This window comes from Pseudomonas sp. SL4(2022) (assembly GCF_026625725.1).
Lineage (GTDB): Bacteria > Pseudomonadota > Gammaproteobacteria > Pseudomonadales > Pseudomonadaceae > Aquipseudomonas.
In genome coordinates, this window is record NZ_CP113060.1 from 609,546 (window position 1) to 633,329 (window position 23,784).

The window sequence follows — 23,784 nt, forward strand, 5'->3', positions numbered from 1 at the left end:
CTAGCGCGCGTGGGGCAAAAAGACGTCAGCGAAAACCTGGCTGCGCGGCAAACCCGCCAGATACAGGCGGCGCGCAAAGCTTTCGACGCTGTCGGGGTGGCCGCAGAGTAAGGCGACGGTTTGCCGTGAAACAAGGCGCAGTTCGGCCAAAGCAGCCGGCAACTCGGCCGCCACAAGCAGCTCGACCTGCAGTCGAGGATGGCTGAGCGCCAGCGCCCGCAAGGGCTCGGCCAGGTAATGTGCGGACGCATCATGGGCCAGGTGAATAAGCCGTATAGCACCCTGATGCTCCTGGCGTAGCGCTTCGCGCAGCACCCCGTAAAGCGGCGCCAAGCCGGTGCCGGCGGCCATCAGCCAGAGCGGACGGGCTTGCCAGTCCGGGTCATAGTGCAAGGCGGCACCGCGCAACTCACCCAAACGCAGACAATCGCCCGGCTGAAACGCGCGTGCGGCGCTGGCAAAGGCGCCACCCTGGCGGCAATCGATATGAAATTCCAGCCAAGGATCGTCACCCGGCACGCTGGCCAACGAATAGGGTCGGGCAGTGCCGTCCCCAGTCCAGAGCTGTAGATGCTGGCCAGCTCGGTAGCGTAGCGGCCGCTGAGGGGTCAGACGCAGGCGCAGCACATCGCGGCTGAGCCAGTCGCAACTGTGAATAACGGCAGGCGCGGCATCGCGCAGCGGGTCGAACACCTCGATCTGTACGTCCTCGACCACGCGGCACTGGCAGGCCAGCCGCCAACCCTGTTCGCGCCGCGCATCGTCCAGGGCTTCGGGTTTGCCGTCGAGCAACTCACCGCCCACACAGCGCACCAGGCAAGCGTGGCAACTGCCGGCACGGCAGCTGTAGGGCACGGCGATGCCGGCAGCCAGCAGGCTGTCCAGCAGATTACTGGCGGGGGCGACCTCAAGGCAGCGATCAGCGACCCGCAGATCAGGCATCCACATCCTCCCAGGTCGCCGCGCAACGGTTACGGCCATTGCGCTTGGCCTGGTACAGCGCCTGATCGGCACGTTGCAGGGCATCCTCAAGGTCGTCGTGTTCGGTCAGCAAGGTCATGCCGATGGAAACACTCAAACTCTCCACCTTCACCCCCAAGGGCTCAGCGCGGGTAAAGGCATCACGCAGGCGCTCGCAGCAGGCGGTGAACTGATCAGCTTCGGTATTGGGTAACAACAACACAAATTCCTCACCGCCATAGCGGGCTACCACATCACCATCACGCAGGCAGGCTCGGGCGACGGCGGCGAACGTTTGCAGCACACGGTCGCCGGCAGCATGACCGTGGACATCATTGATTCGCTTGAAATGATCCAGATCGAGCAGTGCCAGGCCATGCTGGCGCCCATTGCGCAGCCCTTCGAGCTCACGGCTGGCCAGAAGCAGAAAGTGCCGGCGATTACACAACCCCGTTAACTCATCCGTGGCGGCCAGATCCTCCAGTTGACGCATCATGCCACGTAGGGTGTCCTGATGCGCCTGCAGAGCAAAACGCCGCTGACGCATACGCTGGCGCATGGCCTGGGCATAACTGGCAAACAGACACAGCCAGGCCAGCACGACCGCCAGTACGCACGCCTGCATCAGCGCCACGCGCGGTTCACTCAGCTGCAGGGTATAGGCTTCATACAGGTTCACCCCGGCAAAACCAAAGAAGGCAAACAGCGCGCAACGGGTGAAGACACGTGGCGGCAGCTGAAACACACCGAACAGCAGTATCAGCAGATAGATCACCAGCATACTGCCGCGCCCTTCGCTGAACAGCGACAGCAGTACGGTCAGCCAGGCCAACGCCACCAGCACCTGGGGTTCAGTCAGGCTGGGGTCGGCTAATCGCAGGTTGATGCGGGACAGAAACAGCCCGAGAAACACCAGTTGGCTTAGGGTGGCCAGGGCGGTGATGGTCAGAGCAGTCAGGGGAGAAGCATGGAAAAGCCCGGCAAATACGCTGATCCAGCACAACAGCCCGGTCAGTGCATAGGTTGCCACTGCCATGCCGAAACGTTTCAGCAGCAGGCTCTGCAAAGATCGCTGGGTTACCCGCTGGCTACTTAGGCTCATGGGGTTATGGGCTCCATCCCATGCTGGCATCTAGCCGCCACTCTACCCCTGTGATCACAGAATGCCTAGGGTCAGACCAGGGTTCATTCGTCGGCTCAAATGACCGACCAGCGACCATGGTCTGGGGCGGCACAGGTGTCCGCCTGGCGGTGCGCGCGGTATACTGCCGCGCCTTTTTATCTTGTGCTTTGGCCTTGTCCTTTGACCTTGATAGCACTGCGCCGGGCCGAGACCCAGCGCTGTTCGAAGTTCCTGCCCTACTCCTCCCCCTACAAAAAGGAGCGCCAAGCATGACCGTGATCAAGCAAGACGACCTGATCCAGAGCGTCGCCGACGCCCTGCAGTTCATTTCCTATTACCACCCCGTGGATTTCATTCAGGCCATGCATGAGGCCTACCTGCGCGAAGAATCCCCCGCCGCGCGCGATTCGATGGCGCAGATCCTGATCAACTCGCGCATGTGTGCCACCGGCCACCGGCCGATCTGCCAGGACACCGGCATCGTCACCGTGTTTATCCGCGTCGGCATGGACGTGCGCTGGACTGGTGCGACCATGAGCGTTGACGACATGATCAACGAAGGCGTGCGTCGCGCTTACAACCTGCCGGAAAACGTCCTGCGTGCCTCGATCCTCGCCGACCCAGCTGGCGCGCGGAAGAACACCAAGGACAATACCCCGGCCGTGATCCACTACTCCATCGTTCCCGGCGACAAAGTGGAAGTGGACGTAGCAGCCAAGGGCGGTGGCTCCGAGAACAAATCGAAGATGGCCATGCTCAACCCGTCCGACTCGATCGTCGACTGGGTACTGAAAACCGTGCCGGAAATGGGCGCTGGCTGGTGCCCGCCGGGCATGCTCGGCATCGGCATCGGCGGTACTGCCGAGAAAGCCGCCGTCATGGCCAAGGAAGTGCTGATGGAGCACATCGACATCCATGAGCTAAAAGCCCGCGGCCCGCAGAATAAAATCGAGGAAATGCGCCTCGAACTGTTCGACAAGGTCAACCAGCTGGGCATCGGTGCCCAGGGTCTGGGCGGTCTGACCACGGTGCTCGACGTGAAGATCATGGACTACCCGACCCACGCAGCTTCCCTGCCGGTGTGCATGATCCCCAACTGCGCCGCCACCCGTCACGCCCATTTCGTGCTCGATGGCAGCGGCCCGGCTGAACTGGAAGCGCCGGATCTGTCCGCCTACCCGGAAATCGTCTGGGAAGCCGGCCCGAGCGCACGCCGCGTCGACCTCGACACCCTGACCCCGGAAGACGTGCAAAGCTGGCAGCCGGGCGAGACCGTCCTGCTCAACGGCAAGATGCTCACCGGCCGCGACGCCGCGCACAAGCGCATGGTCGATATGCTGAATAAGGGTGAAGAACTGCCGGTCGACCTCAAAGGTCGCTTCATTTATTACGTTGGCCCGGTCGACCCAGTGCGCGAAGAAGTCGTCGGCCCAGCCGGCCCGACCACCGCCACGCGGATGGACAAGTTCACCCGGCAGATCCTCGAAAGCACGGGCCTACTCGGCATGATCGGTAAATCCGAGCGCGGCCCGATTGCCATCGAAGCGATCAAGGACAACAAGGCCGTGTACCTGATGGCCGTGGGCGGCGCTGCTTACCTGGTCGCTCAGGCGATCAAGAAATCGCGCGTGGTGGCCTTCGCCGAACTGGGTATGGAAGCCATCTACGAGTTCGACGTGAAAGACATGCCAGTCACCGTGGCGGTCGACACCAAGGGCGAGTCGGTGCATATCACCGGTCCAGCAATCTGGAACAAAAAGATCCACGACAGCCTGGCCGTCGAGATCAAGTAAGCCCCGCGTCAATCCCAACAACCCGGCCACGTACCGGGTTGTTGGTTTTTGCGCTTAGCAAAGAGCAGCCATAACCACTGATCCAGTGCTCAGTCGTCGCGCGTCAGCACTTCCAGCAGCTCAATCTCAAAGATCAGGTTGGAATGCGGGGTGATGTGCGCGCCAAACTGACGTTCGCCGTAGCCCAGATGCGAGGGCACAAAGAGTTTGCGCTTGCCGCCGACTTTCATGCCCATCAGCCCCTGATCCCAACCCTTGATCACCCGGCCAGTGCCGATCACGCATTGGAACGGCTTACCGCGCGCGTGCGAGGAGTCGAACAGCGTGCCGTCCTCCAACCAACCCTGATACTGGGTGGTGATCAACGCCCCCTTGACCACCGCTTTGCCATCGCCGGGCTGAATATCTTCGATCACCAGTTCGTTGCTCATCACTCACCTCATTTAACCGACCATTGAAGCCGGGGTTACGGGAAATCTATTCGGCTTTGGGTTCCAGCACGGCCAACAGGTCGGTTAGCCGCGCCTCCAGTTCAGCCAATTGCGCAGCCGCCAGTGGCGCAACAATGCGCGCCTGATTGTGGACATGTGCGGTTACCGCACGGTCGATCAACTCCAGTCCGGCCGGAGTCAGTTGCACCAGCATGCTGCGAGCATCATGCGGGTTGCTCAGCCGGCTGACCCGGCCGGCGGCTTCCAGCTGCTGCAACTGCCGGGTCATGGTGCCCGAGGTAATCATCAGCGCCGAGAACAGCGTGGTCGGTGCCAGACAATACGGCTGGCCGGAGCGGCGTAGCGTGGCCAGCACATCAAACTCCCAGGCACTTAACCCAAAGTCACTGAATACCACCTCCAACTCCCGTCGCAGCAAGGCCGCGCAGCGTCCAAGCCGGCCGAGCACACCCATCGGGCTGACATCCAAATCCGGCCGCTCACGCTGCCACTGCTGGAGAATGGCGTCGACGGCATCGGTTTGCGTTTGATTACTCATGGCGCGGCCTCAAAGTTATCTTGAACTCAAGACAAATCAGTATTAGCCTCGTATTTTATCTTGAATGCGAGACAAATGCGCGAGGTAGATGGCGGTGAATAGACCCTGGTTAAATGTGCTGATCACGGCACTGGCCCCCGCCATTTGGGGTTCGACGTACATCGTCACCACTGAACTCCTGCCGCCGGACCGGCCGTTTACCGCCGCGCTGTTACGCGCCCTGCCCGCCGGCCTGCTATTGGTGCTCTACAGCCGCTACCTGCCTCATCGCAGCGCATGGCTGCGCCTGCTGCTGCTAGGCGCATTGAATATCGGCTTTTTCCAGGCGCTACTGTTTGTCGCGGCGTACCGCCTGCCGGGCGGGCTGGCTGCAGTGGTGGGTGCCATTCAGCCGCTGCTGGTAATGGGCCTGGTGTGGTCGATGGATCACCAGCGGCCGGCATCTGTAGCGGTGATATCCAGCGTGGTGGGTATTGCCGGCATGGCTGCTCTGCTGCTCGCGCCTGGCGCCAGCTGGGACCCGATCGGCATTGCCGCCGCATTTGTCGGCACCGCCTGCATGGCCAGTGGCACCTACCTGACGCGTCGCTGGCAGCTGCCTGTACCGCTGCTGGCCTTTACCGGCTGGCAGTTGCTGATTGGCGGTCTTTTGCTGCTGCCTGTGGCCTGGCTGATTGATCCGCCTCTACCGTCACTCAGCCCAGCGCAATGGTTGGGGTATAGCTATCTGTCGCTGTTCGGTGCACTACTGGCTTATGTGCTGTGGTTTCGCGGGATTACCCGCCTGAGCCCGGTCGCCGTATCGTCGCTGGGGCTACTCAGCCCACTGGTAGCCGTGTTGCTGGGCTGGGCGCTGTTGGGCGAACGCCTTACCGGCGTGGCATTGTTGGGCTTGATTGCGGTGCTGAGCAGCATCCTGGTGGTGCAGTGGAGCAGCGCCTCACCGGTGCGTAAAACCGCGGCCGCATAACCCCTGTCACGCAAGGCGCAGCATCAGCCTGGATGCTGCACCCCGATGCGGCCTAGAAGCGCAGATTGAAACCGGTGTAGAACGAACGCCCCATGCCCGGCACTGCCGTGCCCCAACCGATGCCATTGATCGCCATGGTGCGGCCTTGGGCGGTATATGCGCCCCCCGTGGGCAGGTAATAGAACTTGTCCGCCAGGTTTTCAATGCCAACGTCCACGCGCAGGTTGTCCCAGCTGTGGCTCATGCGCAGGTTGAACAGGCTGTAGCCCGCCGTCTGGATTTCATTGCGCACCGTCGAGCCATCGTTCTTGGCTTGCACGCTGACCATTTCCAGGCTGTTGCTCCAGCCGCCCTGTTGTTGCGTCAGGGACAGCGTGGTGTTGAGCGGCATGATGTTGTAGAGCGCATCGCCCGTGTCACGGTTTTTGCCGTTACTGTAATTCACCACCGCCTGCACGCCCCACTGCCCCCAGTCATTGCGCAGCAGCGGCATCCGCCCGGCCATATCGACACCATAAATGCGCGCGGACTGGTTGCTGTACTGCAGCACGTTGAACTGGTCAGCAGCGACCGTTTGGCCTGGCAGGGCCTGCGCATCGATGAAGTCGTTGATGTAGGTGTAGAACGGCGTGACCTTGAGCTCATGGCGGCGGTCTTCGCTGTGCCAGTCCAGTGTGACCGAAGCGATGTGCGCGGCTTCCGGCTTGAGGTCGACATCGCCGACATAACCGTTACCGTCGCCGACAACGTTGTTCATGGTCGCGGCCATGGCCCAGGTGGACCAGGTGTAACGCTCATACAGATTGGGCGAGCGCACCTTGCGCGCCACACCGAACTCAAGGTCGAGATGGGCGTCATGGTTGTAACGGGCCAGGGCGGTCAGGTCGATGTTGTGGTCACGCTGGCTGCGATCACGGGCATTGAAGGCGGCCGAATCGCGGCGCTGATTGTTCAGCATCATGCCCATGCCGTTGGTATCGGCGTAGCCTTTCACCTCGCCGGCATCGGTGGCGACGTGCTCATAGCGCAGACCGAGCAAGGTCAGCCAGGCGGGGTTGATCTGCCGCTCCCACTCGCCAAAGACGCCGATGCGGTCACGCTCACCGTCGTTGATGTTCTCAAAGGTGCCGGGCCACATGCCGCCACCCGAGGCCGGCCAGTAGTCATTCAAACGGTAGCGCTGGTATTCGCTGCCGATGCGCAGCAGATCATGCTCGGTCAACTCAACCGTGGCCTTGAGGTTAAGGCCCAGGGTTTTGCCCTCACTTTCCATCGGCATGCCGGCAGCACAGGTGGCGCTGATCGGGCTGCAGGCACTGCCCGCCCCCGAGGCCGCTCCATACCAGAAACGCTTGTCGGCACCGAAGTCCATCTTGTGCTCGACCTGCTCGTGGTACAGCTGCGTTTCCAGACGGCCCCACTCGAACTGCGCGGTGTGGCGCAGGTTGATGCGCTGCTGGCTGTTGTCGGTCATGTCCATGCGCTGATTGGGGAACAACTCTTGCGGCACCTGCTGATAGCCCAAGGTCAGCGCCAGCACGTCCTCCCCCAGCTTGTAGGCCATGCCCAGCTCATGGTCACGGCGCTCAAAAGCAGTGGACGCCACTTCATCCAGCGCCGCGCCCTCTCCCACCCGCCCCGTGGCGGTGCTGTTTTTGAAGTCAGCACCGGCCATGTAATTGTTGGCCTTGCTGTAACTGCCGCTGTAACGGATGTGGAACACCTCGCTGGCATGCATCACCGAGGCATTGCCGCCGCGCGCGTCGTTATTGCTGCGCCAGAAACCACCCACCTCGCCTTGATTAAGGTTCTCGGCTCCGGCCGCAGCGAAAACCGGCTCCTGACTCTGCGCCACGATGGTGCCGCCAATACTGTCACCGCCCAGGCTGACCGGGGTAATCCCGGCCAACACCTGCAACATGCCCAGGTTGCTGGGCGCTACATAGGACAAGGCCGGGTTCATGTGGTTGGGGCAGGAGGCGACCAGGTCCATGCCATCGACCTTGATGCGCAAACGGTCATTACTCAAACCGCGAATGGCCGGCAGGCTGGAAAAACCACCCGCGCCGTTAAGGCTCACGCCCGGCACATCGCGCAGCAGCGAAGCGGTATCAGAGGTCGCCGGGATCAGGCTGCTGATGCGCTCGGCGCTGGGCTGCTCGGCGACTTCAACGGGGGACTGGCCTTGCACAAGGGTATCGGGCAATTGCAGGTATTCGGCCTGCGCTTTCGGGCTGACTTCAGCGGCAACCGCCAGGGCCAGCGGGCTCATCAAACTGATAAGGGCAACAGAACGGGCGTAACGAGGTGCAGACATAGGTAAAAATCCTGTCAGGCAATGCATTCACAGCAGCGCCCGCACCTTGCAGAGGCGCGGTGACGCTGAATCAAAAAGCAAGGTGAAACACACGCTGAAAAACGTGTGTCAGGCCTGACGAGGCGGTGCGCGCGATTGCGCACCGGGGAAGACACCGCCCGGCGGCAACGCGGGATCAGCGAAGGGAGAAACGGCGGGGGCTGCCACCACGCGCAGCGGCGCAAATGGCGAGGTGTTGAATAATGCGGGCGATGACAACAGGAGGGTGCAATAGCCGCACTTGGCCCACTCATCGGCATGCGCCTGCGGCATGTCGGACGCTTTATGGTCGCCGCACGCCAGCTCATCGAGCCACTGCCAGTCCGTGGACGACTGCCCCAACGCCAACCCCTGACCCAGCAAAGGCCCGAGCAGCAACAGGCACATGGCCGCAAGGCCAAGCCAGTTACCGAAGCGGTGGGAGTGTTTAGGCAACACAGGAAATACCCGAGCAAAGGGGGCGCGATGATAGCCGGATCCGCCACCGCGCAGGCTGCCTGAGGCAAACCGACGCAGCGTAACCGCGCTATTAGAACCGTGTCGCTCGGGCGCGACACTGATCCAGGTCAGCCGCGCAACACACTCAAGCGCGCCGGGCTTTGCGCAACCGATGGCCGCTGACTCAAATACCGCGTGCAACTGACCCGCAAAAACGACGCGAAATTGACCACCTCACCGCGATAGTCCATGACCTCGTCATACAGCTTGGTGATCAGCTGATTGGTGGTCATGCCATCGACTTCGGCAATCTCGCGCAGGATGTCCCAAAACTGATTTTCCAAACGCAGGGTGGTGACCACGCCGCGAATTCGCAGCGAGCGGGCACGGGACTCATACAGAATCGGATCGGCTTTGACATACAGCTCGCACATGGCAGCTCACCTCCCTGAGTGTTGGGGCCTGACGGGCCCCGGCAGTTTATAGCGTGATCTGCGTGCCGAGCAGGCCGAGGAACGCCGCCAGCCAGTTGGGGTGCGCGGGCCAGGCCGGCGCGGTGACCAGATTACCCTGCACATGCGCCTGGTCCACGGCGATATCGATATAGCGTCCGCCGGCCAGGGTCACTTCCGGTCCGCAGGCCGGGTAAGCGCTGCACTCCCGCCCTTTCAGCACGCCAGCCGCAGCGAGCAATTGCGCACCATGACAAACCGCCGCAATCGGTTTGCCGGCCTGATCAAAGGCCTGCACCAGCGCCAGCACCTGGGCATTCAGGCGCAGGTACTCTGGGGCACGGCCACCGGGGATCAGCAGCGCGTCGTAATCGCCGGCCTTAACCTGAGCGAAATCAAAGTTCAGGGCAAAGTTATGCCCCGGCTTTTCGCTGTAGGTTTGCTCGCCTTCAAAATCATGGATGGCGGTGCGCACCGTCTGCCCGGCGGTTTTGTCCGGGCATACGGCGTGCACCTGATGACCGACCATCAGCAGCGCCTGAAACGGCACCATCACTTCGTAGTCTTCGACGTAGTCGCCGACCAGCATGAGAATCTTCTTCGCTGCCATGTGCCTGCTCCTTGAATGAACCGAGAAGGCCACAGTCTGCGGCCGATGCAGCGGTCGCGGGTAATAGCCCGGTACTACAACGCAGATGGGTTGATCGACGGTCAGTGGTAGATGCGATTGAGGCGTAAAACGACGAAGCCCAACGAGACCTGTCACAACCCGTTGGGCTTCGCTGCGCTCAACGCCAACCAACAGCCGTGCTGGGCTGGGCTGGGCTGACTTATTCCAACACTTCCTCGTCACGCAGCAGCACGTAGGTGCAGCCGCTGTCGTCTTCCAGGTAGTCGTGCACATAGAACATCACGACTTCACCCAGGCCCGGCTGCGCGGCGACGTAGTCACCAATGTCCACGGTGAAATGGCCCTTGGAGCCCGGCTTGGCTTCGCACTCGATACGCGCATTGACGAACAGCTCAGGCGCGCTGTCGCCGAAATAGTCCTCACGCTCTGCCGCGTCCCAATCGGCCGGTGCCTCGAACGGGCCGCAGAACAGCACCTTGGCATCACCCAGATCCACTTCCTCGGCATCCGGGTCTTGGTCATCGGCGCGGTACACCGTGCAATCCTGTGCCTCTGGATTTTCCAGGATGGCCAGACGGGCCGCCAGTTGTTGCTCAGCATTCATAGGGTGCATAACGATCTCCGAGCGTTTTGGCGTTTAAGGGAAGGGCAAATCCAGCCGACAGTCCGCCTGCCGACAAGGCTTTGCAGGCTATGGGCTGATGCGGTTGCAACGCAAGCAATGAAATGCCCGCCATCGCCCCGCGTAAAATATTTCGCGACTTAATTTAGCGTTAAGGCTCACGGCAGACACTCGCACCCACGTTCTCAGATGAGGTTCCGGTTATGGAGCTGCCTTGGGTGTATCAAAACACTGCACTTGCACAGATCGGCCGCGAGCAGCCGCTCAGCCTCTATCTGGCCAACGCTGCCAGCCCGCGCCGCGCAGGGATTGAAGGCTTTATCGGCGAGCGCTTCGCGGCTCAGCATCAAGCGCACATCCGTCACTTTATGCCGTGCCTGCTCAGCCTGGAAGACAGCGCCGGTCAACTGCTCGGCGCGGTGGGCCTGCGCTGCGCCGCCAGTGGCCCGCTATTTTTGGAGCGCTACCTGGAACAACCGGCAGAACAGGTAATTGCCGCCCGCCAGGTGGCCAATGCGCCGCAACGGACGCAGCTGATCGAGGTCGGCAACCTGGCGGCAGGCAGTCCCGGCGCCGCGCGTTTGCTGATCGTGGCACTGACTGATCTGCTGGTGGCGCTGGGTTATCGCTGGGTGACCTTCACCGGCACCCTGGCCCTGCTCAACAGCTTCCAGCGCCTGGGCCTGACGCCTGTGCCACTGGGCCCGGCCAACCCGGAATGCCTGGGCGATGAGCAGGCCGACTGGGGCAGCTACTACGCCAACCAGCCGCAGGTGATGGCGGGCGATATCTATGCCGGCCATCAACGCCTGCTGCAGCTGGGCGCCTATCCGCGCCTGGCCCACCACGCCTTTTATGCCCTGGAGGACATGCCCGATGTGGCCTGCCGCTGAAACCCTGTTTAACCGCCTGGCCACCCTCGGCGATGCCATTGCCCTACGCGAGGGCGAACAACAACTGAGCTACGCCCAGCTGCTGAGTGAGGTCGCACAGCGCAGCAGCCAACTGCAGCAACGTGGTGCCCAGCGTGTCGCCCTGGCCCTGGACAACGGCATTGACTGGGTACTCTGGGACCTCGCCGTGCTGCATGCCGGGCTGGTCTGCGTGCCGCTGCCGAGTTTTTTCTCCGACAGCCAGCAAACCCATGTACTGGACAGCGCCAGCATCGACTGCCTGATCGGCCCGGCCACGCCATTGTTCAGCGCACAGGGCTTCAGCCCTAGCGCCCACGGCATGCTGCAGCGCTCCCAGACGCAGGTCAGCGAACTGCCAGCCGGCACCTGCAAAATCACCTACACCTCGGGCACCACCGGGCAGCCCAAGGGCGTGTGCCTGGATATCGCCACGCAACTGGCGGTGGCGCAGAGCCTGGTGCAGGCCAGCGCCAGCTGCGCGGTCGAACGCCACCTGTGCGTCCTGCCCTTGGCCACGCTGCTGGAGAACATCGCCGGGGTCTATGCCCCGCTGCTGGCCGGCGCACGGATTGAATTGATGCCGATGGCGCAGGTCGGCCTGCTCGGTGCCAGTCAGTTTGACCTGCCGCGCTTTTTGGCCGCCCTGGCCCAGGCTCAGCCCAACAGCCTGATCCTGCTGCCGCAGTTGCTGCTGGCATTGGTCAGCGCCGCCGAACGTCGCTTGCCCCTGCCGAACAGCTTGCGTTTTATCGCCGTCGGCGGTGGCCGCGTCGCCAGCCAATTGCTGCAACGTGCCGAGGCGTTGGGCTTACCCGTCTTTGAGGGTTACGGCCTCTCTGAATGCGCTTCGGTGGTGTGCCTGAACACCCCGGAAAACCGCCGCATCGGCAGCGTCGGCCAACCGTTGCCGCACCTGCAGGTGCGCCTGGGGCCAGACGGCGAGGTGCTGGTCCAAGGCCCGCGTTTGCTCGGTTATCTGGGCGAGCCAAGCCCGGCAGAAGAATGGCTGGGCACCGGTGATCTGGGCCATTTCGACGGCCCGTTTCTGGTGCTGCACGGGCGCAAGAAGCACCAGTTCATCACCGCCTTTGGCCGCAACGTCAACCCGGAATGGGTCGAGGCCGAACTGGTCCAGCAACTGCCCATCGCCCAGGCCTGGCTGCACGGCGAAGCCCTGCCGGGCAACGTGGCGGTGCTGGTGCCGCGCTTCCCGAATACCCCTGACAGCCGATTGGCCGAAGCCGTGGCGACGGCCAACCAAGCCCTGCCCGACTACGCCCGCGTGCACCACTGGCTGCGCGCCGAACAACCCTTCAGCAGTGCCAACGCGCTGGCCACCAGCAATGGCCGCCTGCGCCGCACTGCCCTGTTTAACCACTATCAACACGCCATCGAGCAATTGATGGCCAGCGAATCCTGCTATGGAGATGCCTGATGAGCTTCTATGAATCCCTGCTCGAACACACCAGCGCTGAACGCAACTACCTGCTCAGTGCACCGATCATTGCCCAAGCCATGGCTGGCACCGTCAGCCTGAACAGCTACGTGGCTTTTCTCACCGAGGCCTATCACCACGTCAAACACACCGTGCCGCTGCTGATGGCCTGTGGCGCGCGACTGCCGGAGCGACTGGAGTGGCTGCGCGAGGCCATCACCGAATACATCGACGAAGAAAAGGGCCACCAGGAATGGGTGCTCAACGACATCGCCGCCTGCGGTGCCGATAAAGAAGCCGTGCGCAACGGCATACCCAAACTACCCACCGAACTGATGGTCAGCTACGTATACGACCGTATCGCGCGGCATAACCCGGTGAGTTTCTTCGGCATGGTCAACGTACTGGAAGGCACCAGCATCGCCCTGGCCACCCAGGTGGCCGGGGTGATTCAAGACAAGCTGCAGCTGCCGAACAAGGCTTTCAGTTACCTGAGTTCCCACGGCAGCCTTGACCTGGAGCACATCGAGTTCTTCAAGCGCCTGATGAATCAGCTCGACAACGACGATGACAAGGCCGCCGTGGTGCACACCGCCAAGGTGGTCTACCGCCTGTATGGCGACATGTTCCGCAGCCTGCCCCTGAGTGTGTGAGGACTCGCGATGAATATTGCTGAATGCCGCGCCGTGATCACCGGCGCCAGTGGCGGAATCGGCCAGGCGCTGGTCGCCGCCCTGCTCAACGAAGGCGCCCAACTGCTGCTGGTCGGGCGTCAAACCGAAACCTTGCACACACTGGCGCAGGCCAACCCCGGCAAAGTCACGGTAGTGGCCGCCGACATCCGCCAGCGCAGCGGTCGTGAGGCGGTGGTCGCGGCGGCGCAGCGCTTTGGCGGCATCAATACGCTGATCAACGCCGCCGGGGTTAATCATTTCGGCCTGCTGGAGCAGCATGACGAAAGTGCCATCGCCGAGCTGATCGAACTCAACGTCACCGCCACCCTGCAACTGACCCATCGCCTGCTGCCGCTGCTGCGGCAACAGGGCCGGGCGCTGGTGGTCAACCTCGGTTCGACCTTCGGCTCCATCGGCTACCCCGGTTTCACCGCTTACTGCGCCAGCAAATTTGCCCTGCGCGGGTTCTCCGAAGCCCTGCGCCGCGAACTGGCCGACACCCCGATCAAGGTTCTCTACTTCGCCCCGCGCGCCACCCAAACCCGCATGAACGCCGCCAACGTGGTGGCCATGAATGACGAGCTCAAGGTGGCCATGGACGCCCCCAATAGCGTCGCACTGCAATTACTGGCGGCGATTCGCCGCGAGAAAGAAGAGCGCTACCTGGGCTGGCCGGAACAGCTCTTCGTGCGCCTCAACAGCCTGCTGCCGCGCCTGGTCGACCAGGCCCTGCGCAAACAACTGCCGATCATCCAGCGCTTTGCCCGAAGCAAACCCTAAGAGGACACCCCAATGAAGCTTATCCGTAGCGCCGCCTGCACCCTGCTCTGCCTCACCAGCCTGCCCAGCTTTGCCCTCAGCGAACAGGGTCAGATTCAGCTGCAAACCCTGCAGAATCGTTGGGCTGAGATCAACTATCAGTTGCCCGAGGAACAACGCGAAAAAGCCTTCGCCAGCCTCAGCGAACAGGCGCAAAAAGCTGTCGCCGCTGAGCCTAATGCCGCCGAACTGCAGATCTGGAACGGCATCATCCTCAGCACCTACGCCGGCGCCAAGGGCGGCCTGGGGGCGCTGGGTCTGGTCAAGGAGGCCAAGGCCAGCCTGGAGCAGGGCCTGGCACTCGACCCCAAGGCGCTGTCCGGTTCGGCCTACACCAGCCTCGGCAGCCTGTACTACCAGGTGCCCGGCTGGCCAGTGGGCTTTGGCGATGACGAGAAGGCCGAAGTCATGCTCAAGCAGGCCTTGGCGATCAACCCGGACGGCATCGACCCCAACTACTTCTATGGCGACTACCTGGCCCGTGCCAAACGCTTCGACGAAGCCAAGGCCGCTCTGGAGAAAGCCCTGCTGGCCCCACCACGCCCTGATCGCCAGTCCGCCGATGACGGTCGCAAGCAGGACATTCAAACCTTGCTGAACAAGGTCAATGCCCAGCTGCAGTGATAGGCTGGTGTATGTTGCTTGCCCTGCATGCCGATTTATCCCCGCAGAGCAGGCCCCAATCAATTAACTCGGAAACGCCTGTCATGCGCATTCTGCTGGTCGAAGACGACAACGCCCTCGGTGAAGGTATCCGCACGGCACTCAAGCCCGAGGGTTACACCGTCGACTGGGTGCAGGATGGCAGCAGCGCGCTGCATGCGCTGACCTGTGAGAGCTTCGAGTTGGCCATCCTCGACCTGGGTCTGCCACGCATGGACGGCCTGCAGGTGCTCAAGCACCTGCGCGCCGCTGCCAACCCGGTGCCGGTGCTGGTACTGACCGCCCGTGACGCCACCAGCGACCGCATCGCCGGGCTGGATGCCGGGGCCGATGATTACCTGATCAAACCCTTCGATGTCGCCGAACTCAAAGCCCGCATGCGTGCCCTGTTGCGGCGCAGTTTCAACCGCCCGCAGCCGGCGCTGGAATACCGCGGTATCAGCCTTGATCCGGTCAGCCAGGCCGTCAGCTATCAGGGCCAGGCGGTCAATCTGCCCCGCAAGGAGTTTCTCCTGCTGCACGAACTGCTCGCCCAGCCAGGCCGGGTGATGACCCGCGACAAGCTGCAACAGGCACTCTATGGCTGGGATGAGGAGCTGGAAAGCAACGCCCTGGAAGTGCACGTGCACCACCTGCGCAAGAAGTTCTTTCCCGAGCTGATCCGCACCGTGCGCGGCGTCGGCTACCTGGTGGATAAACCCGTATGACGTCCATTCGCGCCCGAACGCTGCTGTTGGTGCTCGGCTTGCTCAGCCTGTCGATGACGCTTATTTCCTATAAAAGTTATCGCGATGCCCAACATGAAATCGAAGAGCTTTTCGATGCCCAACTGGCACAAACCGCGCGTGTACTGGCGGGGCTGGTAGGACGTGGCATGCTGCAAAGCGAACGTGACAACCTGCAGAGAACACTCAACCAGGCCTTGCAGAATCACCAGGTCAACGACAACACAACGACTCAGGCAGGACACGCCTACGAAGGCAAACTGGCATTCCAGGTTCTCGATGAGCAGGGCGAGCTGCTGTTGCAATCTGCCAGTGCGCCGACTGGCGTATTGGCGCAGATGGTGGCCGAGTTCCACCGCTTCGACAACGACGCGCATCAGCATGCCGATGGTGAAACGCTCTCCAGCCTGAGTGCCCATCTGATCGGTTATCACACGGTCCCCCTCAACGGCCACCACTGGCGGCTGTTCATGCTCAATGATGCGACCGATCAACACATGATTCTGGTCGCCGAGCGTGAAGATGTGCGCGGTGAACTGGTCAAGAAAATTGCCTTGCGCAGCTTGCTACCCGACCTGATTGGCCTGCCCTTGCTGGCGCTGCTGGTCTGGCTGGCAATTGGCTGGGGATTGCGCCCCTTGCAGCGCATGGCCGAACTGATCAAGGCCCGCGCACCTGACAACCTCGCCCCACTGATACTTGAGCCCCTGCCTGCCGAACTGGAACCGATGGGCGCCTCGCTCAACCGCCTGCTGATGCAGGTCAACCTGCTGCTGGATCAGGAAAAGCGCTTTATCGCCGATGCCGCCCACGAACTGCGCACCCCCTTGGCGGTGCTGCGCATCCACGCCCAGAACGCCCTGGAAGCACCCGACCCACAAGACCGCAATGAAGCGTTGCGCCTGCTGGGTACTGGCGTGGAACGCGCCACCCGGGTAGTCGCGCAGCTCCTGACTCTGGCCCGACTGGACCCCACTGTGGTGCAACTGGCCATGGGCGAGTTGGACCTGCTCGGCTATGTGCGTAACGAGCTGGCGGAGCTCATCCCACTGGCTCTGGCGCGCCAACAGGAACTCAATCTGGATGCCCCGGAGCCGGCGGATTATCAGCTGCTGGCCGATGGCCCGAGCCTTGGCACACTGTTGCAGAATCTGATCAGCAATGCCGTGCAGTACACCCCTGACGGCGGGCGCATTCAGGTGCAGTTGGACGCTCAGGCGGATGCCATCGTGCTGCGCGTGCAGGACAGCGGACCCGGCGTCGATGAGGCGCAGCGGGAAAAACTCTTCGAGCGGTTCTATCGGCTGGGTACAGGCCAAGGTGCTGGATTGGGCCTGTCCATCGTGTTGCGGGTGGTCGAACTGCACCGCGGCAGCATCAGCCTTGGCGACTCACCATTGGGTGGACTGGAAGTCGCAGTGCGCCTGCCCAGACGCTAACGCGTACTGCCCCGGCGCAGGGCGCGCTCTTCGCGGAGCGCCTGTTGCTGCACTTCGGCCAGCACTTCCTGCACATAGTCGATATGCCGGTTGGACAGCGCGCGGGCGTCTTCGGCGCGACCGTCGATAATCGCCTGATACAGCGCGCGGTGCTGCTCGATCAGCATGTCGCGGGTTTCATCACGCTGCGCGTACATGCCGCCAATATTGGTCACCACGTTGCGCTTGAGCAGGTCGAACAGCCCGCGAATGGTGTGCAGCAGTACGGCGTTGTGGCTGGCTTCGGCAATCGCCAGGTGGAAGTTGGCATCGGCTGCCCCTTCTTCGGCGCGAGTCACCTTGCCGCTGCGGCTGTAGCAATCCTGCAGGGCCGCAAAGGCTTCATTCAGACGCTGACGATCCAACTCGGTGGCGCGCTGGGCGGCGTAAAAGGCACAGGAGCCTTCCAGGGTGTGACGAAACTCCAGCAGGTCGCGCTGGGCTTCGGGGTTACTTTCCAGCAGGTGCAGCAACGGATCACTGAACGTCGACCCCAGGGTTTCCGCCACATAGTTGCCGCCGCCATGCCGACTGACCAGCAGCCCCTTGGCCACCAGTTTCTGAATCGCCTCACGCAGTGATGGCCGAGAGACACCAAACTGCTCGGCCAGAACCCGCTCGGCAGGCAAGCGTTCGCCGGCCTTGAGCGTGCCCTCGAGGATCATGGTTTCCAGTTGGCTGACGATATCGTCCGACAAACGGCGCTGCTGTACCTGACCAAACCCCATAAACCAATCGACTCCGTAAACAAGCGCTCAGAACGCACTAGGCCGGCGTTACTGCTCCTAGCTCTGGCAGCCTAACCAGTGGCGCAATGCCTAACAAGCTACTGCCGCACTCGCCGCCTACAACAAAAGTCGTAGGCGGACAAATTGACGCACACGCGCTTTAGCTTTTATTCTGCCCCACAGCACAGGGTAATTGGTATTACCAATTTACAAGGCACGCACAGCCTCACTGCGTGCTGTTTAACCCGCGCTCCCAACCAACAACAATTAGTGGGTCCTCACCATGCAAACATGGCAACAGCTCTACACACCGCTCGGCAGCCTAAGTCTGTCCGCGCTGGCTGCTCTGATTCCGATTGTATTTTTCTTCCTGGCCCTTGCCGTGTTCCGCATGAAAGGCCATGTGGCGGGCGCGATCACCCTGGCACTGTCGCTGGTCGTTGCCATCGCCGCCTTTGGCATGCCCGCCAGCATGGCGTTCGCCTCGGCAGGTTACGGTTTTGCTTACGGCCTGTGGCCGATTGCCTGGATCATCGTCGCGGCGGTGTTCCTCTACAAACTCACGGTAAAAAGTGGTCAGTTCGAGATTATTCGCAGCTCAGTGCTGTCGATCACCGACGACCAGCGCCTGCAGGTGCTGCTGATCGGCTTCTCCTTCGGCGCGTTCCTTGAAGGTGCGGCCGGTTTCGGCGCACCAGTGGCAATTACTGCCGCGCTGCTGGTTGGCCTGGGCTTCAACCCGCTGTATGCAGCCGGTCTGTGCCTGATCGCCAATACCGCGCCGGTGGCCTTCGGCGCACTGGGCATCCCAATCATCGTGGCCGGCCAAGTCACCGGTATCGACCCATTCAAGATTGGCGCCATGGCTGGCCGCCAGCTGCCAATTCTGTCGATTATCGTGCCGTTCTGGCTGGTGGCGATGATGGACGGCTGGCGCGGCATCAAGGAAACCTGGCCCGCCGCCCTGGTGGCCGGCGTGAGCTTTGCCATCACCCAGTTCTTCACCTCCAACTACATTGGCCCAGAACTGCCGGATATCACCTCGGCGCTGGTCAGCCTGGTTTGCCTGACCCTGTTCCTCAAGGTCTGGAGCCCAAGCCGCGCGGCCGAGCCGGAAGTGGTCGGTATGTCTGCCGGGGGCGCAGCAATCGTTGGCGGTTTCGGTGGCCCGCGCAGCACCACGCCGTCGCCTTACAGCTTCGGGCAGATCCTCAAAGCCTGGTCGCCATTCCTGATTCTCACCGTGCTGGTCACCATCTGGACCCTGAAACCCTTCAAGGCCCTGTTTGCCGCTGGCGGCGCGATGTACAGCACGGTGTTCAACTTCGCCATTCCGTACCTCGACCAACTGGTGATCAAGACCGCGCCAATCGTTACTGCCGCCACCGCCATGCCGGCGGTGTTCAAGCTCGACCCGATTTCGGCCACCGGTACAGCGATCTTCTTCTCCGCACTGATCTCGATGCTGGTGCTGAAGATCAACGCCAAAACTGGTCTGACCACATTCAAGGAAACCCTGATTGAACTGAAGTGGCCGATCCTGTCGATCGGCATGGTGCTGGCGTTCGCCTTCGTCACCAACTACTCGGGCATGTCCAGCACCCTGGCGCTGGTCCTGGCCGGTACCGGCGTGCTGTTCCCGTTCTTCTCGCCGTTCCTCGGCTGGCTGGGTGTGTTCCTCACTGGTTCGGATACCTCGTCCAACGCCCTGTTCAGCTCGCTGCAGGCCACCACCGCCCAGCAGATCGGCGTCGACCAGACCTTGCTGGTAGCGGCCAATACCAGCGGCGGTGTAACCGGCAAGATGATCTCGCCGCAATCGATTGCCGTGGCGTGCGCTGCGACCGGCATGGTCGGTAAGGAGTCCGATCTGTTCCGCTTTACCCTCAAGCACAGCCTGATCTTCGCCACCTTCGTCGGCCTGATCACCATGGCCCAGGCCTATTGGCTGACCGGCATGCTGGTGCACTAAAGCGCTACCGCCGGGCCGCTGGCCCGGCACTTTCATTACGGGAACTTGCCCCCATGATCATTTCTGCCTCCACCGACTACCGCGCCGCCGCGCAACGCCGGCTGCCGCCGTTTCTGTTTCACTACATCGACGGCGGTGCCTATGCCGAGCACACGCTCAAGCGCAACGTCGCCGACCTGGCGGACATTGCGCTGCGCCAACGCGTGCTACGCAACATGTCGGAACTGAGCCTGGAAACCCGCCTATTCAATGAAACCCTGAGCATGCCGGTGGCCCTGGCCCCGGTCGGCCTGACCGGCATGTACGCCCGCCGTGGTGAAGTGCAGGCTGCCAAGGCCGCCGCCGCCAAGGGCATCCCCTTTACCCTGTCCACCGTGTCGGTGTGCCCGATAGAAGAAGTCGCGCCGGCCATCGACCGGCCGATGTGGTTTCAGCTCTATGTGCTGAAAGACCGTGGCTTTATGAAAAACGCTCTGGAGCGCGCCAAAGCTGCTGGCGTCACCACCCTGGTGTTTACCGTGGACATGCCCGTACCCGGCGCACGCTACCGCGACGCCCACTCCGGCATGAGCGGCCCGAACGCCCCCGTGCGCCGCATGCTGCAAGCCATGACGCACCCGCGTTGGGCCTGGGATGTCGGCCTGCTCGGCAAGCCCCACGACCTGGGCAATATCTCCGCCTACCGGGGCAACCCCACGGGCCTGGCCGACTACATCGGCTGGCTGGGCAACAATTTCGACCCCTCGATCAGCTGGAAAGACCTGGAATGGATCCGTGAATTCTGGGACGGCCCGATGGTCATCAAGGGCATCCTCGATCCGCAGGACGCCAAGGACGCTGTGAGTTTCGGTGCCGACGGCATCGTCGTCTCCAACCACGGCGGCCGTCAGCTTGATGGCGTGATGTCCAGCGCCCGCGCCCTGCCGGCCATTGCCGATGCGGTAAAAGGCGACTTGGCGATTCTGGCCGACTCCGGCATCCGCACCGGTCTGGACGTGGTGCGCATGATCGCCCTCGGCGCGGACACGGTGATGCTCGGCCGCGCCTTTATCTATGCACTGGCGGCTGCCGGTGGCGCAGGGGTGAGCAACCTGCTGGAGCTGATCGAGAAGGAAATGCGCGTGGCCATGGTGCTGACCGGGGCCAAGTCGATCAGCGAGATCACGGCCGACTCGCTGGTGCGCGAACTGCACCACGCCGCATCCTGACTTTCGGAGCCTGCATGAGCCTGCCCAGCGCCTTTCTCACCGCCGTCGAACGCCTGATCCCTGCCGAGCGTCGTTTTGATGACCCGCTGTCGACCCTGGCCTTTGGCACCGATGCCAGCTTCTACCGGCTGAGTCCCAAACTGGTGGTGCGCGTCGAGGCGGAGCTGGAAGTGGTCGACCTGCTCAAACTGGCCAGCGCGCATCAGGTGCCGGTGACCTTCCGCGCCGCCGGCACCAGCCTGTCAGGCCAGGCCATCAGCGATTCGGTGCTGATCGTGCTGGGCGACAATTGGAACGGCCGGGAAATCCGCGGCCAAGGCCACCAGATCCGTCTGCAACCGGGCGTGATCGGCGCACAAGCGAACGCTGTGCTGGCCCCTTTCCAACGCAAGATCGGCCCTGATCCAGCGTCGATCAACGCCTGCAAAATCGGTGGCATCGTCGCCAACAACGCCAGCGGCATGTGCTGCGGTACGGCGCACAACACCTACCACACCCTGGCCGGCATCCGTCTGGTGCTGGCCGACGGCACGGTGCTGGACAGCGAAGACCCACTCAGCGTCACGCGCTTTTTCGCCACCCACGCCGACCTGCTGGCGCAGCTGAACGAGCTGGGCAAACAGACCCGTGCCAACAGCGAACTGGCGGCAAAAATCCGCCACAAATACCGCCTGAAAAACACCACCGGTCTGTCCTTGAATGCACTGGTCGACTATGACCAGCCCATCGACATCCTCAGCCACCTGCTGGTCGGCTCAGAAGGCACGCTGGGTTTTATCAGCGCGGTGACCTACAACACTGTGCCCGATCACCCGCACAAGGCCAGCGCCCTGCTGGTGTTCCCCGATGTGGAAAGCTGCTGCCGCGCGGTCACCGTGCTCAAGCAGCAGCCGGTGTCGGCCGTGGAACTGCTCGACCGGCGCAGCCTGCGCTCGGTGCAAAACAAACCCGGCATGCCTGAATGGGTCAAAAGCCTGTCTGACCACGCCTGCGCCCTGCTGATCGAATCGCGCGCCGCCAGCCAAAGCCTGCTGCACGAGCAGCTGCAACTGATCATGACGTCCATCGCTGACTTCCCACTGGAAAAGCAGGTGGATTTCAGCGAAGACCCGGCCGTTTACAACCTGCTGTGGAAGATCCGCAAAGACACCTTCCCTGCCGTCGGTGCCGTGCGCCAAACCGGCACCACAGTGATCATCGAAGACGTCACCTTCCCCATCGAACAACTCGCCGAAGGCGTTAACCGCTTACTCGCCCTGTTCGATAAGCACGGCTACGACGAGGCGATCATTTTCGGCCACGCGTTGGAAGGCAACCTGCACTTTGTCTTCACCCAAGGCTTTGACAGTGAGGCGGAAAAAGCCCGCTACGAAGCTTTTATGCAAGACGTCGCACACCTGGTGGCCGTGGAGTTCGGCGGCTCGTTGAAAGCCGAGCACGGCACCGGGCGCAACATGGCCCCCTTCGTTGAGCTGGAATGGGGCGCGGACGCCTACCAACTGATGTGGCAAATCAAGCGCCTGCTCGACCCCCAGGGCATTCTTAATCCAGATGTGATCCTCTCCGAAGATCGCGACATCCATCTGAAGAATCTCAAACCGCTGCCGGCCGCCGACGAAATCGTCGACAAGTGCATCGAGTGCGGTTTCTGTGAGCCAGTGTGCCCGTCAAAAGGGCTGACCTTGAGCCCGCGCCAGCGCATCGTGATCTGGCGCGATATTCAGGCAAAAAAGCACGCGGGCATCGACACCCGCGAGCTGGAAGCCGCTTACCAATACCAGGGCATCGACACCTGCGCCGCCACCGGTCTGTGCGCGCAACGCTGCCCGGTGGGTATTAATACCGGCGATCTGGTGCGCCAACTGCGCGCCCGCGATGCCAACAGCCCGCGCAGTGCCGACTGGCTGGCGAATAACTTCCACCGCGTCCTGCAAGGCGCACGGCTGATGCTGCACGTGGCCAATGGCGCACGTCGCGTCTTGGGCGCACCGTTACTGGCGCGCACTTCGGCGGCGCTGAGCAAGGCCAGTCAGGGCCGCGTACCGCAGTGGACGCCCGCCATGCCGCAAGCGGTACAGCGCCTGCAATTGCCAGCGGTGATGGAAGATACCCGGCCACGGGTGGTCTATCTGGCCGCCTGTGTATCCCGCGCCATGGGCCCGGCCGTGGGTGATCGCGAGCAAATGCCATTACTCGACAAGACCCGTGCACTGCTGGAAAAAGGCGGCTTTCAGGTGGTGTTCCCGGCGGAGCTGGACACGCTCTGCTGCGGCCAGCCGTTTGCCTCCAAAGGCTATGCCGAACAAGCCGAGCGCAAGAAACAGGAGTTGATCGACGCGCTGCTCAAAGCCAGCCGTGGCGGCCTTGATCCGATCTACTGCGACACCAGCCCGTGCACCTTACGGCTGATGCAGGACGGCCTCGACAGCCGCCTGAAGCTGCATGATCCGGTGAAATTTATCCGTGAGCACCTGCTCGACCGCCTGCACATCACCCCGCAGGACAAACCCGTCGCGGTGCATGTGACCTGCAGCACCCAGCATCTGGGTGAGGCGCAGGGCCTGATCGATATCGTTAGACGCTGCACCTCAGAGGTGGTGATTCCCGAAGGTATTCACTGCTGCGGCTTTGCCGGCGATAAGGGCTTTACCACACCCGAGCTGAACGACCACGCCCTGCGCAGCCTGAGGTCCGCCGTGCAATATTGCGAGGAAGGCATCAGCACCAGCCGCACCTGTGAAATCGGCCTGAGCCAGCACGGCGGCATCGATTATCACGGGCTGGTGTATTTGCTGGACCGAGTCAGTCACGCCATCCGCTGACTCAGCCCCAA

General features: G+C 62.3%; 22 protein-coding genes. 12 read left to right on the forward strand and 10 right to left on the reverse strand.

Annotated features, from left to right (window positions below; all coding sequences use genetic code 11):
- Together OU997_RS02935 and OU997_RS02940 are read right to left on the reverse strand one after the other, a co-directional pair.
- The gene (locus tag OU997_RS02935) at positions 1-942 is read right to left on the reverse strand and encodes an iron-sulfur-binding ferredoxin reductase (RefSeq protein WP_267808873.1); all 942 of its coding nucleotides are present in this window, start codon (positions 940-942) and stop codon (positions 1-3) included.
- Positions 935-2,062 (reverse strand): sensor domain-containing diguanylate cyclase, encoded by a 1,128-nt coding sequence (locus OU997_RS02940; protein WP_267808875.1) that lies wholly within the window; start codon positions 2,060-2,062, stop codon positions 935-937. Before OU997_RS02940 ends, OU997_RS02935 begins: the two co-directional genes overlap by 8 nt.
- A gap of 290 nt (positions 2,063-2,352) precedes the next feature.
- On the opposite strand from OU997_RS02940, the gene OU997_RS02945 reads away from it, so the two are divergent.
- Complete coding sequence (locus OU997_RS02945; RefSeq protein ID WP_108488894.1) at positions 2,353-3,876, forward strand: fumarate hydratase; 1,524 nt, start codon at positions 2,353-2,355, stop codon at positions 3,874-3,876.
- A gap of 89 nt (positions 3,877-3,965) precedes the next feature.
- Here the strand turns inward: OU997_RS02945 and OU997_RS02950 are convergent, their stop codons facing one another.
- Both OU997_RS02950 and OU997_RS02955 read right to left on the reverse strand, forming a co-directional pair.
- On the reverse strand, positions 3,966-4,307 hold the full coding sequence (locus tag OU997_RS02950) for an FKBP-type peptidyl-prolyl cis-trans isomerase (RefSeq protein WP_108488895.1): 342 nt from the start codon (positions 4,305-4,307) through the stop codon (positions 3,966-3,968).
- 46 nt (positions 4,308-4,353) lie between these two features.
- On the reverse strand, positions 4,354-4,866 hold the full coding sequence (locus tag OU997_RS02955; RefSeq protein ID WP_267808877.1) for a MarR family winged helix-turn-helix transcriptional regulator: 513 nt from the start codon (positions 4,864-4,866) through the stop codon (positions 4,354-4,356).
- 88 nt (positions 4,867-4,954) lie between these two features.
- Here OU997_RS02955 and OU997_RS02960 point away from each other — a divergent pair, with 88 nt between their 5' ends.
- Complete coding sequence (locus OU997_RS02960; RefSeq protein ID WP_108488897.1) at positions 4,955-5,836, forward strand: EamA family transporter; 882 nt, start codon at positions 4,955-4,957, stop codon at positions 5,834-5,836.
- A gap of 52 nt (positions 5,837-5,888) precedes the next feature.
- On the opposite strand, the gene OU997_RS02965 is transcribed toward OU997_RS02960, so the two are convergent.
- From OU997_RS02965 to OU997_RS02985, 5 genes are all read right to left on the reverse strand, one after another.
- Complete coding sequence (locus OU997_RS02965; RefSeq protein ID WP_267808879.1) at positions 5,889-8,153, reverse strand: TonB-dependent receptor plug domain-containing protein; 2,265 nt, start codon at positions 8,151-8,153, stop codon at positions 5,889-5,891.
- A gap of 108 nt (positions 8,154-8,261) precedes the next feature.
- Entirely contained in the window at positions 8,262-8,630 is a 369-nt protein-coding gene (locus OU997_RS02970; protein WP_267808880.1) for a DUF2946 domain-containing protein, read from the reverse strand.
- Positions 8,631-8,758: 128 nt separating this feature from the next.
- A complete protein-coding gene (locus tag OU997_RS02975; protein WP_108488900.1) occupies positions 8,759-9,064 on the reverse strand; it encodes a ribbon-helix-helix domain-containing protein in 306 nt (101 codons plus the stop codon).
- Between the two features lie 46 nt (positions 9,065-9,110).
- Positions 9,111-9,692 (reverse strand): DJ-1/PfpI family protein, encoded by a 582-nt coding sequence (locus tag OU997_RS02980; RefSeq protein WP_108488901.1) that lies wholly within the window; start codon positions 9,690-9,692, stop codon positions 9,111-9,113.
- Positions 9,693-9,912: 220 nt separating this feature from the next.
- Positions 9,913-10,326, reverse strand: coding sequence for a hypothetical protein (locus OU997_RS02985; protein WP_256583043.1), 414 nt, complete (start codon positions 10,324-10,326; stop codon positions 9,913-9,915).
- A gap of 212 nt (positions 10,327-10,538) precedes the next feature.
- Between OU997_RS02985 and OU997_RS02990 the strand changes: the two genes are divergently transcribed.
- From OU997_RS02990 to OU997_RS03020, 7 genes are all read left to right on the forward strand, one after another.
- Positions 10,539-11,228 carry a thermostable hemolysin gene (locus tag OU997_RS02990; protein ID WP_108488903.1) on the forward strand — a complete coding sequence of 230 codons (690 nt, stop codon included), beginning with the start codon at positions 10,539-10,541 and terminating at the stop codon, positions 11,226-11,228.
- Positions 11,212-12,684, forward strand: a complete 1,473-nt coding sequence (locus OU997_RS02995; RefSeq protein WP_267808883.1) for an AMP-binding protein — start codon at positions 11,212-11,214, stop codon at positions 12,682-12,684. The genes OU997_RS02990 and OU997_RS02995 overlap by 17 nt, the downstream gene beginning before the upstream one ends.
- On the forward strand, positions 12,684-13,337 hold the full coding sequence (locus OU997_RS03000) for a TenA family transcriptional regulator (protein ID WP_267808884.1): 654 nt from the start codon (positions 12,684-12,686) through the stop codon (positions 13,335-13,337). Before OU997_RS02995 ends, OU997_RS03000 begins: the two co-directional genes overlap by 1 nt.
- Before the next feature lie 9 nt (positions 13,338-13,346).
- The gene (locus tag OU997_RS03005) at positions 13,347-14,138 is read left to right on the forward strand and encodes an SDR family oxidoreductase (RefSeq protein ID WP_108488906.1); all 792 of its coding nucleotides are present in this window, start codon (positions 13,347-13,349) and stop codon (positions 14,136-14,138) included.
- A 12-nt stretch (positions 14,139-14,150) separates the two neighbouring features.
- A complete protein-coding gene (locus OU997_RS03010; RefSeq protein WP_267808886.1) occupies positions 14,151-14,801 on the forward strand; it encodes a tetratricopeptide repeat protein in 651 nt (216 codons plus the stop codon).
- Between the two features lie 83 nt (positions 14,802-14,884).
- Positions 14,885-15,547 carry a response regulator transcription factor gene (locus tag OU997_RS03015; RefSeq protein WP_108488908.1) on the forward strand — a complete coding sequence of 221 codons (663 nt, stop codon included), beginning with the start codon at positions 14,885-14,887 and terminating at the stop codon, positions 15,545-15,547.
- Positions 15,544-17,004 (forward strand): ATP-binding protein, encoded by a 1,461-nt coding sequence (locus tag OU997_RS03020; protein WP_108488909.1) that lies wholly within the window; start codon positions 15,544-15,546, stop codon positions 17,002-17,004. Before OU997_RS03015 ends, OU997_RS03020 begins: the two co-directional genes overlap by 4 nt.
- On the opposite strand, the gene OU997_RS03025 is transcribed toward OU997_RS03020, so the two are convergent.
- The gene (locus tag OU997_RS03025) at positions 17,001-17,771 is read right to left on the reverse strand and encodes an FCD domain-containing protein (RefSeq protein WP_108488910.1); all 771 of its coding nucleotides are present in this window, start codon (positions 17,769-17,771) and stop codon (positions 17,001-17,003) included. The two genes, OU997_RS03020 and OU997_RS03025, sit on opposite strands and share 4 nt — an antisense overlap.
- A 283-nt stretch (positions 17,772-18,054) precedes the next feature.
- On the opposite strand from OU997_RS03025, the gene OU997_RS03030 reads away from it, so the two are divergent.
- Genes OU997_RS03030 through OU997_RS03040 form a run of 3 tightly spaced genes read left to right on the forward strand, consistent with a single transcriptional unit; the run spans position 18,055 to position 23,773 of the window.
- Positions 18,055-19,743 carry a lactate permease LctP family transporter gene (locus tag OU997_RS03030; protein WP_267808888.1) on the forward strand — a complete coding sequence of 563 codons (1,689 nt, stop codon included), beginning with the start codon at positions 18,055-18,057 and terminating at the stop codon, positions 19,741-19,743.
- A gap of 53 nt (positions 19,744-19,796) precedes the next feature.
- Positions 19,797-20,951, forward strand: a complete 1,155-nt coding sequence (gene lldD, locus OU997_RS03035) for an FMN-dependent L-lactate dehydrogenase LldD (RefSeq protein ID WP_267808890.1) — start codon at positions 19,797-19,799, stop codon at positions 20,949-20,951.
- A 14-nt stretch (positions 20,952-20,965) separates the two neighbouring features.
- Positions 20,966-23,773, forward strand: coding sequence for an FAD-binding and (Fe-S)-binding domain-containing protein (locus tag OU997_RS03040; RefSeq protein ID WP_267808892.1), 2,808 nt, complete (start codon positions 20,966-20,968; stop codon positions 23,771-23,773).
- Positions 23,774-23,784: the final 11 nt, after the last annotated feature.

Bases quoted from the DNA above. Each gene is read 5' to 3' on its own strand.
- OU997_RS02935 (WP_267808873.1), bottom strand. From the start codon at position 942: ATGCCTGATCTGCGGGTCGCTGATCGCTGCCTTGAGGTCGCCCCCGCC.
- OU997_RS02940 (WP_267808875.1), bottom strand. From the start codon at position 2,062: ATGAGCCTAAGTAGCCAGCGGGTAACCCAGCGATCTTTGCAGAGCCTG.
- OU997_RS02945 (WP_108488894.1), top strand. From the start codon at position 2,353: ATGACCGTGATCAAGCAAGACGACCTGATCCAGAGCGTCGCCGACGCC.
- OU997_RS02950 (WP_108488895.1), bottom strand. From the start codon at position 4,307: ATGAGCAACGAACTGGTGATCGAAGATATTCAGCCCGGCGATGGCAAA.
- OU997_RS02955 (WP_267808877.1), bottom strand. From the start codon at position 4,866: ATGAGTAATCAAACGCAAACCGATGCCGTCGACGCCATTCTCCAGCAG.
- OU997_RS02960 (WP_108488897.1), top strand. From the start codon at position 4,955: ATGGCGGTGAATAGACCCTGGTTAAATGTGCTGATCACGGCACTGGCC.
- OU997_RS02965 (WP_267808879.1), bottom strand. From the start codon at position 8,153: ATGTCTGCACCTCGTTACGCCCGTTCTGTTGCCCTTATCAGTTTGATG.
- OU997_RS02975 (WP_108488900.1), bottom strand. From the start codon at position 9,064: ATGTGCGAGCTGTATGTCAAAGCCGATCCGATTCTGTATGAGTCCCGT.
- OU997_RS02980 (WP_108488901.1), bottom strand. From the start codon at position 9,692: ATGGCAGCGAAGAAGATTCTCATGCTGGTCGGCGACTACGTCGAAGAC.
- OU997_RS02985 (WP_256583043.1), bottom strand. From the start codon at position 10,326: ATGCACCCTATGAATGCTGAGCAACAACTGGCGGCCCGTCTGGCCATC.
- OU997_RS02990 (WP_108488903.1), top strand. From the start codon at position 10,539: ATGGAGCTGCCTTGGGTGTATCAAAACACTGCACTTGCACAGATCGGC.
- OU997_RS02995 (WP_267808883.1), top strand. From the start codon at position 11,212: ATGTGGCCTGCCGCTGAAACCCTGTTTAACCGCCTGGCCACCCTCGGC.
- OU997_RS03000 (WP_267808884.1), top strand. From the start codon at position 12,684: ATGAGCTTCTATGAATCCCTGCTCGAACACACCAGCGCTGAACGCAAC.
- OU997_RS03005 (WP_108488906.1), top strand. From the start codon at position 13,347: ATGAATATTGCTGAATGCCGCGCCGTGATCACCGGCGCCAGTGGCGGA.
- OU997_RS03010 (WP_267808886.1), top strand. From the start codon at position 14,151: ATGAAGCTTATCCGTAGCGCCGCCTGCACCCTGCTCTGCCTCACCAGC.
- OU997_RS03015 (WP_108488908.1), top strand. From the start codon at position 14,885: ATGCGCATTCTGCTGGTCGAAGACGACAACGCCCTCGGTGAAGGTATC.
- OU997_RS03020 (WP_108488909.1), top strand. From the start codon at position 15,544: ATGACGTCCATTCGCGCCCGAACGCTGCTGTTGGTGCTCGGCTTGCTC.
- OU997_RS03025 (WP_108488910.1), bottom strand. From the start codon at position 17,771: ATGGGGTTTGGTCAGGTACAGCAGCGCCGTTTGTCGGACGATATCGTC.
- OU997_RS03030 (WP_267808888.1), top strand. From the start codon at position 18,055: ATGCAAACATGGCAACAGCTCTACACACCGCTCGGCAGCCTAAGTCTG.
- lldD (WP_267808890.1), top strand. From the start codon at position 19,797: ATGATCATTTCTGCCTCCACCGACTACCGCGCCGCCGCGCAACGCCGG.
- OU997_RS03040 (WP_267808892.1), top strand. From the start codon at position 20,966: ATGAGCCTGCCCAGCGCCTTTCTCACCGCCGTCGAACGCCTGATCCCT.